Consider the following 14,651-nt stretch of genomic DNA (forward strand, 5'->3'; position numbering starts at 1 on the left):
TAATTTACGCGGCGTGCCCGGGAAAAACGGCGGTGCGCGCGCGTCGGGGGAGAGGGGACAACGATGTTCGTCGGCATGCTCCACGCGGTGATGGGTGTTCTTTGGGTGGTAACCGCCTTCAACGGATGGTCCTGGTGGTAGAACAGAACCGGTGAAACCATGACAGTCCGGTCGTCGTCGGCGGGGGGTGAACGGGGGTGCGGGCTCTTCCTGGGGGCGCGCGTGTCTACGTCGGAATCATCGTTGTCAGTGCTGTCACCATCATGCTCATCGGTCCCTACACGGGCCTGGATCTGCACACACTGATCCTGATCGCGATTCTCTTCGTGGTCGCGGAGTCGATCAGTACGGCGGTCCTGACGGGCGTCAAGGCGGGGATCTCGCCGAGTTCGGCGGTCTCCCTGGCCGCCGTCGTCCTGGTCGGGCCGGTCGGGGCGGCGGTGGTCGGTTTCGCCTCCTGCCTCGCCATCCGCAGGCAGAACCTCGTCAAGAGGGCGTTCAACGGAGCACAGTTCGCACTGGCGGCCTACGCGGCCGGACACGTCTACCTTCTGCTCGGCGGGGCGGTGGGAGAACCCGGCCGGGAGGACTTCCCGGCCATCGTCCTCCCCTACGTCGCCGCCGTCCTGACCCACTCCCTGGTCAACTCGGCGCTCGTGGCCGTCCTGATGTGGACCCTGGGCGTGGTGCGCCCCGGCGGTTCGCGGGGCCGGTTCGACTGGCGACCGCTGGTGGGGGTGGAGCTGTCCTCCATGGGCTACCAGATGCTCGGCCTGGCCATCGCCGCGGTCTGGGGCGGGGTCGGCCTCATCGCGCCGCTGCTGGTGCTGCTCCCGCTGTTCATCGCGCGCTGGACCTTCGCCCAGCAGCTGGACGAGGCCCGCGCGCACGAGGCCACCCTGGCCACCCTGTGCCAGGCGGTGGAGACCAAGGACTACTACACCCGGGGCCACTGCATGCGCGTGGCGGAGGGCGCCGCCATGATCGCCCGGGAGCTGGGTATGCCCGCTGACCGGGTGCAGAAGATCCGCTACGCCGGGATGCTGCACGACATCGGCAAGCTCGGAGTGCCCACCAAGGTGTTGCAGAAGACCGGCAAGCTCACCGACGACGAGTACGCGGCCATCAAGCTGCATCCCACGCGCGGCTACGAGATCGTGCGGGAGATCAGCTTCCTGGACGAGGCGCTGGCCGGGATCCGGCACCACCACGAGCGCCTGGACGGGCGCGGGTACCCCATGGGTCTGGTCGGGATGGAGATCCCCGAGTCCGCGCGCGTCATCAGCGTCGCCGACGTCTTCGACTGCCTGACCTCCACGCGCTCCTACCGCAGGGCGTGGTCGGTGGAGGACGCCATCGCCGAGCTGCGCGCCTGCGCCGGGACCCAGTTCGACCCCAGGATGGTCGAGGCGCTCGTGCGCGCCGTCGAACGCGAGGGCTGGGAGACACCCGACATCGCCGAGCCGCCGGGCGGCTGCTACGGGTCGGATGCGGCCGAGCGCTCCGTGGAGGGGTCCGGCCGCGCCGGTGGACCGGAGGAGGTGTCCGCCGACGCGCACGCCGAGGAGCGCGCCGCCGGGGAGCCCTCCTCCGCAGGGGCGGCGGCCGACGAGGCCGCCTCCGCGGACGCCGCGGCCTCCGCCGAGGCAGTGACGGGCGGGCGTGAACGATGATGACGCAGAGACAGTCGGACGGGGCCCGGTCGTCCGGACTCGTACTGGGCGGCCCCGAGGGCGGGGTCCTCAACCACCAGCGCCCGCGCGGGCCGATCTGGCGGACCTCCCGTCCGGTGCGCGCGGCGCTGGTCGGCACGGTGGGCTCAGGCGCCCTGGCCGCGCTGGTGTGGACGGCCTCGACCGGGGTCGTGGAACCGCACGTGGCGCTGGCGTTCTGCCTGGTCGTCGCGGCCGGTGAGCTGGCACGGATCACCCTGCCGGGCCACCGGGAGGTGGCTCCCATCGCCTCGGCCGGCGCGATCAGCTACGCGTTCCTGCTGTCGCTGGGTTCCGGGCCGCTGCACCACTCCGCCTGGCAGGTGGTGGCGGTGGTCGCCCTGGGCGTGGCACTGGGCGAGCTGCCGCACATCGCCGTGGGCCGCAGCCCCCGGGTGGAGGACGTGGCCCGCAGGGTGCTCTTCGCGGCGGCGCTCGCGATCGCCTTCCGGCCGCTGGCCGACCAGCTCCACCTGTCGGGCCCCTCGGTGACGGCCACGCTGCTGATGGCGGCGCTGGTCATGCTCGTCTGGGTGGTGGACTCCCTGCTGGCGGCGGTGCTGCGGGCCGAGCGCCTGCGCACCAGTCCCTCCGTCGCGGTCCGCGACGAGCTGCGCGCCCAGTTCGCCACCGGTGCCGCGATCGGCTCCAGCGGCGTGCTGATCGCGCTGGCCTGCACGGTGACCGGCCTGGGCGGGCTGCTGGTGTTCATCGCCCCGCTGCTGGTGTCGCAGGTGGCCTTCCGCCGTCACGCGGAGGTGCGCCGGACCTACCTGGAGACGGTCCGGGCGCTGTCGCGGGTCACCGAGGTGGGCGGCTACGTGGAGAACGGGCACTCGCGCCGGGTCAGCCACCTGGCGCACGGGATCGCCTGCGAGCTGGGCCTGTCCGAGGCCGAGCTGCTGGAGCTGGAGTACGCCGCCCTGATGCACGACATCGGCCAGCTGTCCCTGCGCGAGCCCATCGCGGGCGGCGCCACCGTGCTCGCCTCGCCGAGGGAGCAGCGGCGCATCGCCGAGCTGGGTTCGGCGATCATCCGGGAGACCGGTGTCCTGGACAACGTGGCCGAGACGGTCCGCCGCCAGTGCGAGCCCCTCGCCGGGGACGGCGACGAGGGTGTCCCGCCGCTGGGCAGCCGGATCATCAAGGTGGCCAACGCCTTCGACGACCTCGTGGGCGACAACGGCGACGCCGAGCGCCGCACGGCGGTCCTGGAGCGCCTGCGCATGGACACCGACAGCGAGTACGACCCCCGCGTGGTGGACGCGCTGGCCACGGTGCTCTCCCGGCTCTGACCCCCGGGGCGTCCGGCGGGGCGTCACCGGCCCGGCTCCGGCCGAAGCGGTGGCCGGGCACGGGGCGTGTCCCGGCCACCCGGCGGCCGGTCAGTCCCGGGGCGGGCGCAGGCGTGTGACGAACTTGTACCGGTCGCCCCGGTAGAGCGAGCGCACCCACTCCACCGGGTGCCCGTCGCCGTCGAAGCTGTGCTGGCAGTGCAGCACCAGCGGCAGGCCCACGTCCACGCCCAGCAGCCGCGCCTCGTTGGGCGTGGCCAGGACGGTCTCGATCGAGGCCTCCGCCTCGGCCAGGGAGACGTCGTAGGCGCTCGCCAGAGCCTCGTAGAGCGACGCGTAGCGGTCCAGCTGCCGACGCAGTCCCGGGAAGCGCCGTGCGGCCAGGTGGGCCGTCTCCACGGCCATCGGCTCTCCGTTGGCCAGCCGCAGCCGCTCGATGCGCAGCACGCGCCCGCCGGAGCGGATGGCCAGCAGTTCGGCGAGCTGGTCGTCGGCGTTGATGTAGCTCACGTCCAGGATCCGCGTGGCGGGGTGCAGGCCGTGCGCGCGCATCTCCTGGGTGTAGCTGGTCAGTTGCAGGACCTGTGCCACCTTCGGCTTGGCAACGAAGGTGCCCTTGCCCTGGATGCGCAGCAGGCGGCCCTCGACCACCATCTCGGTGAGCGCCTGGCGCACGGTGGTCCGCGAGGTGCCGAACTGGGTCGCCAGGGCACGCTCCGGGGGGACCGGGTTGCCCGCGGGCATCGCCTCGATCAGTTCCAGGAGCTGCTTCTTCACCTGGTAGTACTTCGGCACCCGGGGGTTGCCGTCCAGTGTGCGCTGACCAGTCATCAGTCTCCTTCGCCGAGTCCCGCGCTTGCCGCACAACCCTCCCGGTGTGGTCGGCACGGCGGGGGTCGCGGCCGCCGATTGGTGTGGACCACTGGTCGAGTGCGTACCTCTTGAGTATGCACGCCTTCATGGGATGATTTGTGAGTGCCTCACCTCAGTGATCTCATCTGGCGACACACGTCACTCAAGCAGGCCGATCTGGAGTGGTTCCACTCCCTGGTCTCGGACTGGCAGCTCCTGGCGGACCTGTCCTTCGCGGATCTCGTGCTGTGGGTGCGTCTGCGCGAGGACGACGGCTGGGTGGCCATCGCCCAGATGCGTCCCACCACCGGACCCACCGCCTTCCAGGACGACCTGGTCGAGACCGTCCTGCGCGACGACATGACCGATGTCACGTCCCGCTCGGCGCCGCGCGTGATCGGGCGCAGGGCCCTCATCGACCGCGCCTGGGAGGAGGGGCGCATCTGCCGCGACGGCGACCCGGACTGGTCGGGCGGCGTCCCGGTGCGCGAGGAGACCATTCCGGTGCGCCGCCAGGGCAACCTCATCGGGGTCATCCAGCGCAGCACCAACCTCAGCTCGGCGCGCACGCCCAGCCGCCTGGAGCTGACCTACCTCCAGAGCGCGGGCGACCTGGCCCAGATGATCGCCGAGGGCGCGTTCCCGTTCAGCGACCAGGGCCCCCTGATGGTGCGCTCGCCCAGGGTCGGCGACGGACTGCTGCGCCTGGACCAGAACGGAGAGGTGGTCTACGCCAGCCCCAACGCGCTGTCGGCCTACCGCAGGCTCGGCCTGACCGCCGACCTGGTGGGTGCGCGCCTGGACCGCACCACGCTGGAGCTGGCGGCCCCGGGGGAGGCGCGCGACGAGGCGCTGACCTACACGGCGAGCGGTCGGGCGCCGCAGGAGGCCGAGGTGGACGCGCGCGGGGTCACCGTGCAGCTGCGCGCCATCCCGCTGGTCATCGACGGGGTGCGCATCGGCGCCCTGGTGATGGTGCGCGACGTCACCGAGCTGCGCCGCCGCGAGCGCGAGCTGATGACCAAGGACGCCACCATCCGGGAGATCCACCACCGGGTGAAGAACAACCTCCAGACGGTGGCTGCCCTGCTGCGCCTCCAGGCGCGGCGCCTGGACGTGCCCGAGGCGCGGGCGGCGCTGGACGAGGCGGTGGGCAGGGTCGGGTCCATCGCGATCGTGCACGAGATGCTCTCGCACACCCCCGACGAGGTGGTGGACTTCGACGACATCGCCGACCGGGTGATCCAGATGGCGGCGGAGGTCTCCTCCACGGGCACCGCGGTGGTGCCGCGCCGGATCGGCGGGTTCGGCCTGTTGAACGCGCTGGTGGCGACGCCGCTGTCGATGGTCCTGGCGGAACTGGTGCAGAACGCCGTGGAGCACGGCCTGGGGCAGGGGCCGGGGCGGATCGAGGTGCGGGTGCGCCGGTTCGACGCGGAGCCGGGCTATCCGGGGCCGAGCAGTCTGGAGCTGGCCGTCTCCGACGACGGCGGGGGACTGCCCGAGGACTTCGACCTGGAGGGCACCACGAGCCTGGGCCTCCAGATCGTGCGGACCCTCATCGTGGGCGAGCTGGGGGGGACCCTGGCGATCAAGCCCAAGGAGAGCGGCGGAACCGAGGTGGCAATCACCCTGTCGCTGGAGCACGAGGAGGGGGAGCTGCCCTGAGGCGGGGGCTCGCGCGGATCACGCGCGGGGGCCGCCCCGAGGGGTCCCGGAGGGATACCGGCCGCGACGGCCCCGGGCGCCGGTCCCCGCCGCGCCGAGCGGGGACTCCTCGGGACCCTTCCGTGCGGAGGACCTCAGCTGCGGACCATGGTGCGGTACGCGCTGCCGCGGCGCTTCTTGAGCACGCGGCGCTCGTCCTCACTGGTACCGCCCCAGACACCGCCGTCCTGGCCGCTCTCCAGGGCCCAGCGCAGACAGGCCGAGCTGACCGGACAGCGGTTGCAGACCGCCTTGGCCTCCTCGATCTGGATCAGTGCGGGGCCGAAGTTCCCGATGGGGAAGAAGAGTTCGGGGTCTTCGTCACGGCAGGCTGCGTCATGGCGCCAGTCCATGCGGTCCACTCCTCACGGTGAGGCGATCGGGGGCTTGTGAAGCTTTTCACGATCTTGTGCGCGTCCGTAACGGGCGAAGGGCGCCCGATGGATGGGTTCCATCGGAAGGGTGTTCGGGCCGAGGGCCGTCAAGGTTTCATCCCACGGCCATGTGGGAAGCGCCCCAATTAACTCGCCTGTAACTCGCGGCGATATCTTGAGCGTGACAGGATCGATCGGCCCATGCAAGAGCTGCCGAGGCCAAAGGTCCTGTTCGGCGTGTCGGGTGCGTCACAGTGGCTCGGAATGGCGTCTTTCGGCGTAATTAACAGACGATTCGTAATGCCTTCGGTACAGAGTGGAAGTTGACCTGTTCGCGGTCTCCCAGGTATTCACCGTCGATTTGGAAGGCCCTGGGGTGGGATGACGTGATCTGGAGAGAGTCCTGGTCATGCCACGTCACGTAGCCGTCCCCACGTGCGGGAAGGCCTTTGGGGAAGAACATTTGGGAAAGGATCCACCCCGTGAGCGCGTGCGAGGAGTGCGTCAGCGCGAAAGCGTCCAGGCCCAGCTCGAAACGTGAGGACGGGGTCGGCTGAAGCGGCAGCGCCCCCGCGTAGGTCCAGGGTGTGGTGTTGGTGACGAGCGCGAAATACGCCCCCACAAGGGACCTTCCGTGGCTGACCACGCTTAGTGACGGATCGCGGATATCCCCCTGGAAGAACAGCTTTACCGCCACTTCCGCGTACAGCGCCGGAGTGGCCCTGCGGCCGTTGGCGCGCTCGTTCTCCACCTGCTGGACCACGTCGGCGTCCCAGCCGAAACCAGCACAGAAAGTGAAGTAGCGGTCGTCCTGATCGCTGGTGATCCGGCCGAGGTTGATCTCGCGCTCGCGGCCCTCGCGGACCGCCTCCAGCACCAGACCGGTGGCCTCCACAGGGTCGCCGGGCACGCCCAGGGCGCGGATGAAGACGTTGGCGCTGCCGCCGGGGATCACCGCGTAGCGGGGGCGCCTGAGCTCCTCTGGGGTGGACAGGAGGCCGTTGACCACCTCGTTGACGGTGCCGTCGCCGCCCAGGCTCAGTACCAGCTCATACCCGTTCTCGGCCGCCTCGCGGGCCAGCTCGCCCGCGTGGTCGCGGTACTCGGTCTCGGACACGGTGACGTCCAGCTCCGACGCCAGGGCGCCCATGATCACCTCGCGCGTGTGGGACGTGGTCGTGGTGGCCTGGGGGTTCATGATGAGAAGGGCGCGCACCACGCCAGTCTAGGGTGTGGCGCCGGGACCTCCGCTTCGCCACGGGTGCGAAGCCGGGGCCGAGGGGAGGGAGCCCCGGAGCGCGTATAGGCTCGTCAGGTGTCTTCACGTCCCGTCACCATCGTCATCGCCGCCGCCCTGGAGGCCCTGATCGGGCTGGCCGCCGCGGTCAGCGGGGCCTACAGCCTCTTCACCGCGGTCACCGGCCGGGCCAGCGACCTGACCAGCGCGATCCCCCTGACCGCCCTGGGACTGGGCGCGGGCGCACTGCTGGTCTTCGTCGCGCGCGGGCTCTGGCAGCTGCGGGACTGGGCGCGCACGCCGGTGTTCGTCACCCAGCTCTTCCTGGCGGTGGTGGCCTACTACATGTTCACCAGTGACCAGTACGCGTTGGGCGCGGTGCTCGCGGTCGTGGCGGTGTGCGCCTCAGCGGCGGTGCTCTCGCCGCCGACGACCGCGGCGCTCTTCCCCGACGAGCGGGGGAAGTAGCGCCGCGGCCGCCCACGGCGACCGCTCGCGTGTCAGTCGTCGGTGGTCAGCGCCTGACGCAGCTGCGCCAGGGTGCGGGCCAGCAGACGGGACACGTGCATCTGCGAGATCCCCAGCTCCTGGGCGATCTGCGACTGCGTCATGTTGCCGAAGAAGCGCAGCAGCAGGATGCGCTTCTCCCGGGGCGGAAGCTGTTCCAGGAGCGGCTTGAGCGACTCCCGGTACTCCACGCCCTCCAGGGACTCGTCCACGATGCCCAGTGAGTCGGCCACCGCGGGCGCGTCCTCGTCCCCGCTGTCGGGCGCGTCCAGCGACACCGTCGAGTAGGCGTTGGCGGACTCCAGGCCCTCCAGCACCTCCTCCTCGGTCATCTGGAGGTGCGCCGCGAGCTCGGCGACGGTCGGGGAGCGCCCCTCCCGCTGCGACAGGTCGCTGACCGCCTTGGTGAGCGAGAGCTTCAGCTCCTGGAGGCGACGGGGGACCCGCACCGCCCAGCCCTTGTCGCGGAAGTGCCGCTTGATCTCACCGACGATGGTGGGGGTGGCGTAGGTGGAGAACTCCACCCCGCGCTCCAGGTCGAACCGGTCGATGGACTTGATCAGTCCGATCGTGGCCACCTGGGTGAGGTCGTCCAGCCACTCGCCGCGGTTGCGGAAGCGGCGGGCCAGGTACTCCACCAAGGGCAGGTGGAGCTCCACCAGCTCGTCGCGGATCCGCCGACGCTCCTCGGAGTCCGCCTCGAGTTCGCCGAGGCGCTCGAACAACTCTCTCGCGCGGGCCCTGTCGGGCACCGCGTGCTCGGTCTTCGCTGTCAGAGCGGGCCCCCTCTCGCTCACGCCGACTCCAGTGTTCCGCGGCGTTTGTACAGGACGATGTGGACACGGTCGTCCGGTCCGACCCCCGCGTCGACCTCTCCCGCGAGGGCGGACAGGACGGTCCAGGCGAAGGTGTCGCGGGCGGGAAGGCGCCCGTCCGCGGTGAGCACCGAGACGGAGATGCGCATCCCGTCGGGGGTGAGTTCGAATTCCGTGGTCAGTTCCGTGCCGGGCAGCGCCTGGGAGAGGAGCATGGCGCAGGCCTCGTCGACACCGATCCTCAGGTCCTCGATCTCGTCGAGGGTGAAGTCCAGTCGCGCGGCCAGACCCGCCGTCGCCGTCCGCAGAACGGACAAGTAGGCGCTGTCCGCGGGCATGTTGACGGTGACAGCGTCCCGGACGCCGATGGCGTCGGCCGTGGGCACAGCGGTTTCTTCGGTCACGTCCCTCCTTCGGGGGGCGGGGTTGCCGCTTGAGAGCAATGTATCTGGTTTACCCTGCCACTGACGCAGGGCGAACGGATCGTGTCCATACGATCCGGGGCGAAAAGCGGGACGGACGGCCGGTCTCAGGGGCCCTCCGAGCCCAGTGCTTCCAGCGCGCCGCCGTCCAGGCGGCGGACCGTCCACCCGTCCATGGGGCGTGAGCCCAGGGACTCGTAGAACCGTATCGAGGGCTCGTTCCAGTCGAGCACCGACCACTCCAGCCGGGTGTAGCCCCGTTCGACGCAGATCCGCGCCAGGGTCCGCAGCAGGGCCAGGCCGTGGCCCCGTCCGCGCGCCTGCGGGCGCACGTACAGGTCCTCCAGGTACACGCCGTGCCTGCCGGTCCAGGTGGAGTAGTTGCGGAACCACAGCGCGAACCCGACGACCTGGCCGTCCCCGTCCTCCTGGGCGACGTGCGCGAACACCGCCGCGTCCGGGCCGAAGAGGGCGGTGCGCAGGTCCTGCTCGGTGGCCACGACCGCGTCCGGCTCCTTCTCGTACTCGGCGAGCTCGCGGACCAGGGCGTGGATGACGGGAACGTCGTCGGGACGTGCGGGACGGATCATCGGACCACCTCGGGCGCGCGGCGGGGACACGGTCGCCTCCAGGGTATGCGCTGCGGCGGGGCGTCCCCGCGCTCCGGAACCGCTCAGGGCCGGTGGGCGACCACCCGCTCCACCAGCCCGAGGAACAGCCGGTCGTGGTGGCCGACCTCGAACCCGGCCTCGACCGCGACCTCCCGGGGCAGGCGGCGCGGGTTCTCCCTGCGCCGCTCCACGAGCCGCCCGGGCATACGCGCGTACTCGATGTGGTCGACCATCAGGAGCCTGCCGCCCGGCGCCAGCACGCGGTACATCTCCGCCAGGGCGCGCCGCTGGTCGGGGACGGCGCACATCGCCAGCGTGCACAGGACGGTGTCGAAGGCCCGGTCGGGGAAGTCCAGCTCCTGGACGTCGCCCTCCACGAAGCGCACGGCCCTGCCCAGCTCCTCGGCCCTCTCGCGGGCGCGGTCGAGCATCTGCGGGCTGAGGTCGACGGCGGTGAGGCGCACCTGCGGCGGATAGTAGGCGAGGTTGCGGCCCGTTCCGACCGCCACCTCCAGCGTCTCGCCGCGCGCCCCGGCGCACAGGATCTCGCGGGTGCGGCGCATGGCGGGGCTCTGGAAGCGCTCGCTGTGCTCGCAGTAGGCGGCCATGCGGTCCCAGCGCCTGCGTGTGTGGTCCGTGCGAGCGTCCATGTGCCTCTCCCGAGCGGGGCGCGTACACCACGACTCTGGCGACGCGCCGCCGCGCGGTCAAGGGATCCGGGGGTGTTTCCCCGGCCGGTACCGGCCGCCGCGCCCGGGGGGCGGGGCGGCGGCCCTTCCGGAGCGCTCAGAGCACCTTGGACAGGAACGCCCGGGTGCGCTCGTGGCGCGGGTTGGAGAGCACCTCGGCGGGCGTGCCCGACTCCACGACCAGGCCGTCGTCCATGAAGACCAGGGAGTCGCCGACCTCGCGGGCGAACCCCATCTCGTGGGTGACGACCACCATGGTCATCCCGCCCCGGGCCAGGTCGCGCATGACGTCCAGGACCTCGCCGACCAGCTCCGGGTCCAGGGCGCTCGTGGGCTCGTCGAACAGCATCAGCGACGGCTCCATGGCCAGCGCGCGGGCGATGGCCACGCGCTGCTGCTGGCCGCCGGAGAGCTGGTCGGGGTAGGCGTCGGCCTTGTCCGGCAGGCCCACCCGCTCCAGCAGCTCCATGGCCCTGGCGGTGGCCTCGCCCCGGGGGACCCGCTTGACCTGCACGGGCGCCTCGGTGATGTTGCCCAGGACGCTCAGGTGCGGGAACAGGTTGAAGCGCTGGAAGACCATGCCGATGTCGCTGCGCTGGGCGGCGATCTCGTTGTCGCGCAGCTCGTAGAGCTTTCCGCGCTTTTGCCGGTAGCCCATCAGCTCGCCGTTGACCCACAGCCGCCCGGCGGTGAGCTTCTCCAGGTGGTTGACACAGCGCAGGAACGTGGACTTGCCCGACCCGGACGGGCCGATCACGCACATGACCTCGCCGCGCCCGACCTGGAGGTCGATGCCCTTGAGCACCTCCAGGCGGCCGAAGCTCTTGCGCACGTTCTCCGCCACGACGAGCGCGTCGGCGGGCAGGGTGGCGCCCTCAGCGGTCTCCAGGACGCCCGGGTCCTTCGTCTTGTCGCTCACCTGTGCGCCCCTCCGACGATGCGGTCGCGGATACTGCCGTACTGGCCGGGGTTGAACCTGCGTTCGAGGAAGTACTGGCCCACCATCAGGACGCTGGTGATGGCCAGGTACCACAGGCACGCGGCGACCAGCATCGGGAAGATCTGGTAGGTCCGGGAGCCGATGGCCTGGAGCTGGTAGAACAGCTCGATGGTCACCGGCACGTAGGCCAGCAGCGCCGTGTCCTTGAGCATGGCGATGGTCTCGTTGCCCGTGGGCGGCACGACCACCCGCATCGCCTGCGGCAGGGTGATCCGGCGCAGCACCTTGCCCTTGCTCATGCCCAGCGCCTGCGCGGCCTCGGTCTGGCCCCTGTTGACCGACTGCAGGCCCGCGCGGATGATCTCGGCCATGTAGGCGCCCTCGGACAGCGACAGCGCCAGCAGGCCCGCGGTGTAGCCGCTCAGCACGGTGCGGGTGTCGATCTCGAAGAAGCGGGCGTCGCCCTCCAGGCCCAGCCACGGCATCCAGTAGTTGTCGAAGGGCAGGCCGAACTCGATGGTCTGGTACAGGATGGCGATGTTGCCGAAGAGCACCGCCAGCACCAGGCGGGGCACGCCCCGGAAGAACCAGGTGTACAGCCAGGAGACGGACACCAGGACGGGGTTGCCCGACAGCCGCATCACCGCCAGGACGACGCCCAGGACGACGCCGATGACCATCGACAGCACGGTGGCGCTGAGGGTGATCCACACGCCGCGCACGACCGGCTCGGAGAACATGTGGTCGAACATGAACGGCCAGTTGAAGGCGTCGTTCGTGAAGAGCATGTGCACGAACATGGCCGCGAGGACGAGGATGACCCCGGCGGCGACCCACCGCTCGGGGTAGCGCACGGGGACGGCGGTGACGTGGTCGGCCGGACGGCCCGGTGTCGAGGTCTTCGACACCGGGCCGTCCGTCGGTTCGGTCGGTGAGGACAAGGGTCGGTCTTTCGCTCAGTGGGTGTCGGTCGGCCTGCTTATTCGGCCAGGTCGGGGTTCACCTCGGCGGACTCCATGCCGCCGGCGTCCACGCCCCACTCTCCCAGCACCTCGGCGTAGGTGCCGTCCTCGATGAGCGCGTTGAAGGCGGCGGCCACGGCCTCGGCCAGCTCCGTGTCCTCCTTGTTGGTGAGGATGCCGTAGGGAGCGGTGGAGTACTGCTCACCGATGAGCTCCAGGACGCCCTCGCCGGTCTGGTCCAGCGCGTAGACGGCGGTGGGCAGGTCGGCGAGCGAGGCGTCGTTGACGCCAGAGACGACCGTCTCGGTGGCCAGCGGCTGGCTCTCGAACTTCTGGATGGTGATGGCCTCCTCACCGGCGTCGACGCAGGCCGCGCTGCGCTCCTCGATGTCGGTGTCGTGCGTGGTGTTGGACTGCACCGCGATCCGCATGCCGCAGGCGTTGTCGGGGTCCACGTCCTGGGGGTTGCCCGCCTGGGCGAACCACTGGGTGCCCGAGGAGAAGTAGCTGACCATGTTGACCTGCTCCATGCGCTCCTCGGTGACCGTGAAGGAGGAGGAGCCCAGGTCGTAGGTGCCCGTGTCCACACCGATGATGATGGAGTCGAAGGCGGTGGGCTCCCACGTCGTCTCCAGGCCGAGCTTGGCCATGGCGGCGTTGACGAGGTCCACGTTGAAGCCGAGGACGGTCTCGCCGTCGGGGTCCAGGTACTCGCCGGGCGGGTAGGAGGCCTCGACACCGACCGTGACGGTTCCGGCCTCGGCGATGTCCGCGGGCACGAGGGCGGCGAGCTCCTCGTCGACCTCGACGGCGGGCGCCTCGGGGGCGGCCGACTCCTCGGAGGCTCCGCCGCCGTCCCCGCCGCCGCAGGCGGTCAGCGCCAGGACACCGGCGAGGGACAGGGCGCCGAGGCCGAACGGCGTGGGCAGGGACTTGTGCAGAGCCATCGCGGGGTCTCCTTCGGGGGCGCGTAACGCCTGGCGGGGGCGGGTTCGTGACCCGACCGCCCGAGCCGGAACGACATTCAGGACAATCTTCTTTTAACACTCAGAAGCCGGTGCCGTCCCATCGTGCACACCCGCGATGTTCCTGTGGTCACCGTTGTGAGAGGATTGCGTAACGGGTCATCCCCGTGAGAGGCGGCCGCGCAGCAACTCGTATAGGAGTCCGGCGAAGAACGACTCTCCCCGGCGACACCACCGGTCATGGCCGACCGGCGCCGAGGAGGGCCCCCTAGCAATCGTCACGTCTTCGCGCGCGGTCCGCACCACCGCCAGGTCCGCCCCCGTCATGGCCGACGGTCGGGTGGAACACGCAAGACCTGAGGGGTTTTCAGCCGTGACCACCGTTTCGCGTTCCCAGAATCCTCGTCGTGACGACGACCCCGCCTTCGCCATGCACCGCGGCGGCAAGCTCCACGTGACCTCGTCCGTGGACGTCCGAGACCAGGAGGGACTCTCCCTCGCCTACACCCCCGGCGTCGCCCGCGTCTGCGACGCCATCGCCGAGTCCCCCGAGCTCGTCGACACCTACACCTGGAAGAGCAACCTGGTCGCCGTCGTCACCGACGGCACCGCGGTCCTGGGCCTGGGCGACATCGGCGCCGAGGCCTCCCTGCCGGTCATGGAGGGCAAGTCGCTGCTGTTCAAGCAGTTCGCCGGCGTCGACTCCGTGCCGATCGCGCTGGGCTGCACCGGGGTCGACGAGATCGTCGAGACCGTCGTGCGCATGGCGCCCTCCTTCGGCGGGATCAACCTGGAGGACATCTCCGCGCCCCGCTGCTTCGAGATCGAGCGCCAGCTGCGCGAGCGCCTGGACATCCCGGTCTTCCACGACGACCAGCACGGCACCGCCATCGTCACCGTGGCCGCGCTGCACAACGCCGCCCGGCTGACCGGGCGCACCCTGGCCGACCTGCGCGCCGTGGTCTCCGGCGCGGGTGCCGCGGGCGTGGCCGTCACCAAGATGCTCATCGACGGCGGGATCGGCGACATCGCCGTGGCCGACTCCAAGGGCATGATCTACGACGGTCGCGAGGGCCTGACCCCCGTCAAGCAGGAGCTGGCCTCCATCAGCAACAGGGCGGGGCTGCGCGGGTCCATCGAGAGCGCGCTGGAGGGGGCCGACGTGTTCATCGGCCTGTCCGCGGGCGAGGTCCCCGAGTCCGTGGTCGCCACCATGGCCGACGACGCGATCATCTTCGCGATGGCCAACCCCAACCCGGAGGTGCATCCGGACGTCGCCCGCAGGCACGCGAGCGTGGTCGCCACCGGGCGCAGCGACTTCCCGAACCAGATCAACAACGTCCTGGCCTTCCCGGGCGTGTTCCGGGGCGCGTTCGACGCCGGGGCCACGGACATCACCGAGAACATGAAGCTGGCCGCCGCCACCGCGCTGGCCGGTCTGGTCGGCGACGACCTGTCCGCCGACTACATCATCCCCAGCCCCTTCGACGAGAGGGTGGCCAAGGCGGTCGCCGCCGCGGTCGCCGCCCAGGCCCGCGAGGACGGCGTCGTCCGCGGTTAGAC

General features: G+C 70.8%; 15 protein-coding genes. 5 read left to right on the plus strand and 10 right to left on the minus strand.

Annotated features, from left to right (window positions below):
- The first annotated feature begins 263 nt into the window (after nt 1-263).
- Together FYW99_RS11940 and FYW99_RS11945 are read left to right on the plus strand one after the other, a co-directional pair.
- Nucleotides 264-1,673 (plus strand): HD-GYP domain-containing protein, encoded by a 1,410-nt coding sequence (locus FYW99_RS11940; protein WP_150252061.1) that lies wholly within the window; start codon nt 264-266, stop codon nt 1,671-1,673.
- Nucleotides 1,673-3,007, plus strand: a complete 1,335-nt coding sequence (locus tag FYW99_RS11945) for an HD-GYP domain-containing protein (RefSeq protein ID WP_150252268.1) — start codon at nt 1,673-1,675, stop codon at nt 3,005-3,007. Before FYW99_RS11940 ends, FYW99_RS11945 begins: the two co-directional genes overlap by 1 nt.
- Nucleotides 3,008-3,097: 90 nt before the next feature.
- Here the strand turns inward: FYW99_RS11945 and FYW99_RS11950 are convergent, their stop codons facing one another.
- Nucleotides 3,098-3,838: a GntR family transcriptional regulator gene (locus FYW99_RS11950; protein WP_013154702.1), complete on the minus strand. Its 741-nt coding sequence runs from the start codon at nt 3,836-3,838 to the stop codon at nt 3,098-3,100.
- Nucleotides 3,839-3,982: 144 nt separating this feature from the next.
- Between FYW99_RS11950 and FYW99_RS11955 the strand changes: the two genes are divergently transcribed.
- Nucleotides 3,983-5,527 carry a sensor histidine kinase gene (locus FYW99_RS11955; protein ID WP_150252062.1) on the plus strand — a complete coding sequence of 515 codons (1,545 nt, stop codon included), beginning with the start codon at nt 3,983-3,985 and terminating at the stop codon, nt 5,525-5,527.
- 134 nt (nt 5,528-5,661) lie between these two features.
- Here the strand turns inward: FYW99_RS11955 and FYW99_RS11960 are convergent, their stop codons facing one another.
- Together FYW99_RS11960 and FYW99_RS11965 are read right to left on the minus strand one after the other, a co-directional pair.
- The gene (locus FYW99_RS11960; RefSeq protein ID WP_017567721.1) at nt 5,662-5,919 is read right to left on the minus strand and encodes a WhiB family transcriptional regulator; all 258 of its coding nucleotides are present in this window, start codon (nt 5,917-5,919) and stop codon (nt 5,662-5,664) included.
- A 304-nt stretch (nt 5,920-6,223) separates the two neighbouring features.
- The gene (locus FYW99_RS11965) at nt 6,224-7,156 is read right to left on the minus strand and encodes a diacylglycerol/lipid kinase family protein (protein WP_150252063.1); all 933 of its coding nucleotides are present in this window, start codon (nt 7,154-7,156) and stop codon (nt 6,224-6,226) included.
- A gap of 99 nt (nt 7,157-7,255) precedes the next feature.
- On the opposite strand from FYW99_RS11965, the gene FYW99_RS11970 reads away from it, so the two are divergent.
- Nucleotides 7,256-7,645 (plus strand): hypothetical protein, encoded by a 390-nt coding sequence (locus tag FYW99_RS11970; RefSeq protein WP_150252064.1) that lies wholly within the window; start codon nt 7,256-7,258, stop codon nt 7,643-7,645.
- Between the two features lie 32 nt (nt 7,646-7,677).
- Here the strand turns inward: FYW99_RS11970 and FYW99_RS11975 are convergent, their stop codons facing one another.
- The 7 genes from FYW99_RS11975 to FYW99_RS12005 all read right to left on the minus strand — a co-directional run bounded on the left by FYW99_RS11975 (nt 7,678) and on the right by FYW99_RS12005 (nt 13,070).
- Nucleotides 7,678-8,436, minus strand: coding sequence for an RNA polymerase sigma factor SigF (locus tag FYW99_RS11975; RefSeq protein WP_061080583.1), 759 nt, complete (start codon nt 8,434-8,436; stop codon nt 7,678-7,680).
- A 41-nt stretch (nt 8,437-8,477) separates the two neighbouring features.
- The gene (locus FYW99_RS11980) at nt 8,478-8,903 is read right to left on the minus strand and encodes an ATP-binding protein (protein ID WP_013154696.1); all 426 of its coding nucleotides are present in this window, start codon (nt 8,901-8,903) and stop codon (nt 8,478-8,480) included.
- A 125-nt stretch (nt 8,904-9,028) separates the two neighbouring features.
- Nucleotides 9,029-9,511 carry a GNAT family N-acetyltransferase gene (locus tag FYW99_RS11985; RefSeq protein WP_150252065.1) on the minus strand — a complete coding sequence of 161 codons (483 nt, stop codon included), beginning with the start codon at nt 9,509-9,511 and terminating at the stop codon, nt 9,029-9,031.
- Between the two features lie 83 nt (nt 9,512-9,594).
- Entirely contained in the window at nt 9,595-10,182 is a 588-nt protein-coding gene (locus tag FYW99_RS11990) for a class I SAM-dependent methyltransferase (protein WP_150252066.1), read from the minus strand.
- A gap of 136 nt (nt 10,183-10,318) precedes the next feature.
- Nucleotides 10,319-11,140 carry an amino acid ABC transporter ATP-binding protein gene (locus tag FYW99_RS11995; RefSeq protein ID WP_317846990.1) on the minus strand — a complete coding sequence of 274 codons (822 nt, stop codon included), beginning with the start codon at nt 11,138-11,140 and terminating at the stop codon, nt 10,319-10,321.
- The gene (locus FYW99_RS12000) at nt 11,137-12,102 is read right to left on the minus strand and encodes an amino acid ABC transporter permease (RefSeq protein ID WP_150252067.1); all 966 of its coding nucleotides are present in this window, start codon (nt 12,100-12,102) and stop codon (nt 11,137-11,139) included. The genes FYW99_RS11995 and FYW99_RS12000 overlap by 4 nt, the downstream gene beginning before the upstream one ends.
- Before the next feature lie 38 nt (nt 12,103-12,140).
- Nucleotides 12,141-13,070: an ABC transporter substrate-binding protein gene (locus tag FYW99_RS12005; protein WP_150252068.1), complete on the minus strand. Its 930-nt coding sequence runs from the start codon at nt 13,068-13,070 to the stop codon at nt 12,141-12,143.
- Nucleotides 13,071-13,518: 448 nt separating this feature from the next.
- Here FYW99_RS12005 and FYW99_RS12010 point away from each other — a divergent pair, with 448 nt between their 5' ends.
- A complete protein-coding gene (locus FYW99_RS12010) occupies nt 13,519-14,649 on the plus strand; it encodes an NAD(P)-dependent malic enzyme (protein ID WP_190394639.1) in 1,131 nt (376 codons plus the stop codon).
- The last annotated feature ends 2 nt before the right edge of the window (nt 14,650-14,651 follow it).

Source organism: Nocardiopsis deserti (assembly GCF_008638355.1).
Lineage (GTDB): Bacteria > Actinomycetota > Actinomycetes > Streptosporangiales > Streptosporangiaceae > Nocardiopsis > Nocardiopsis alborubida.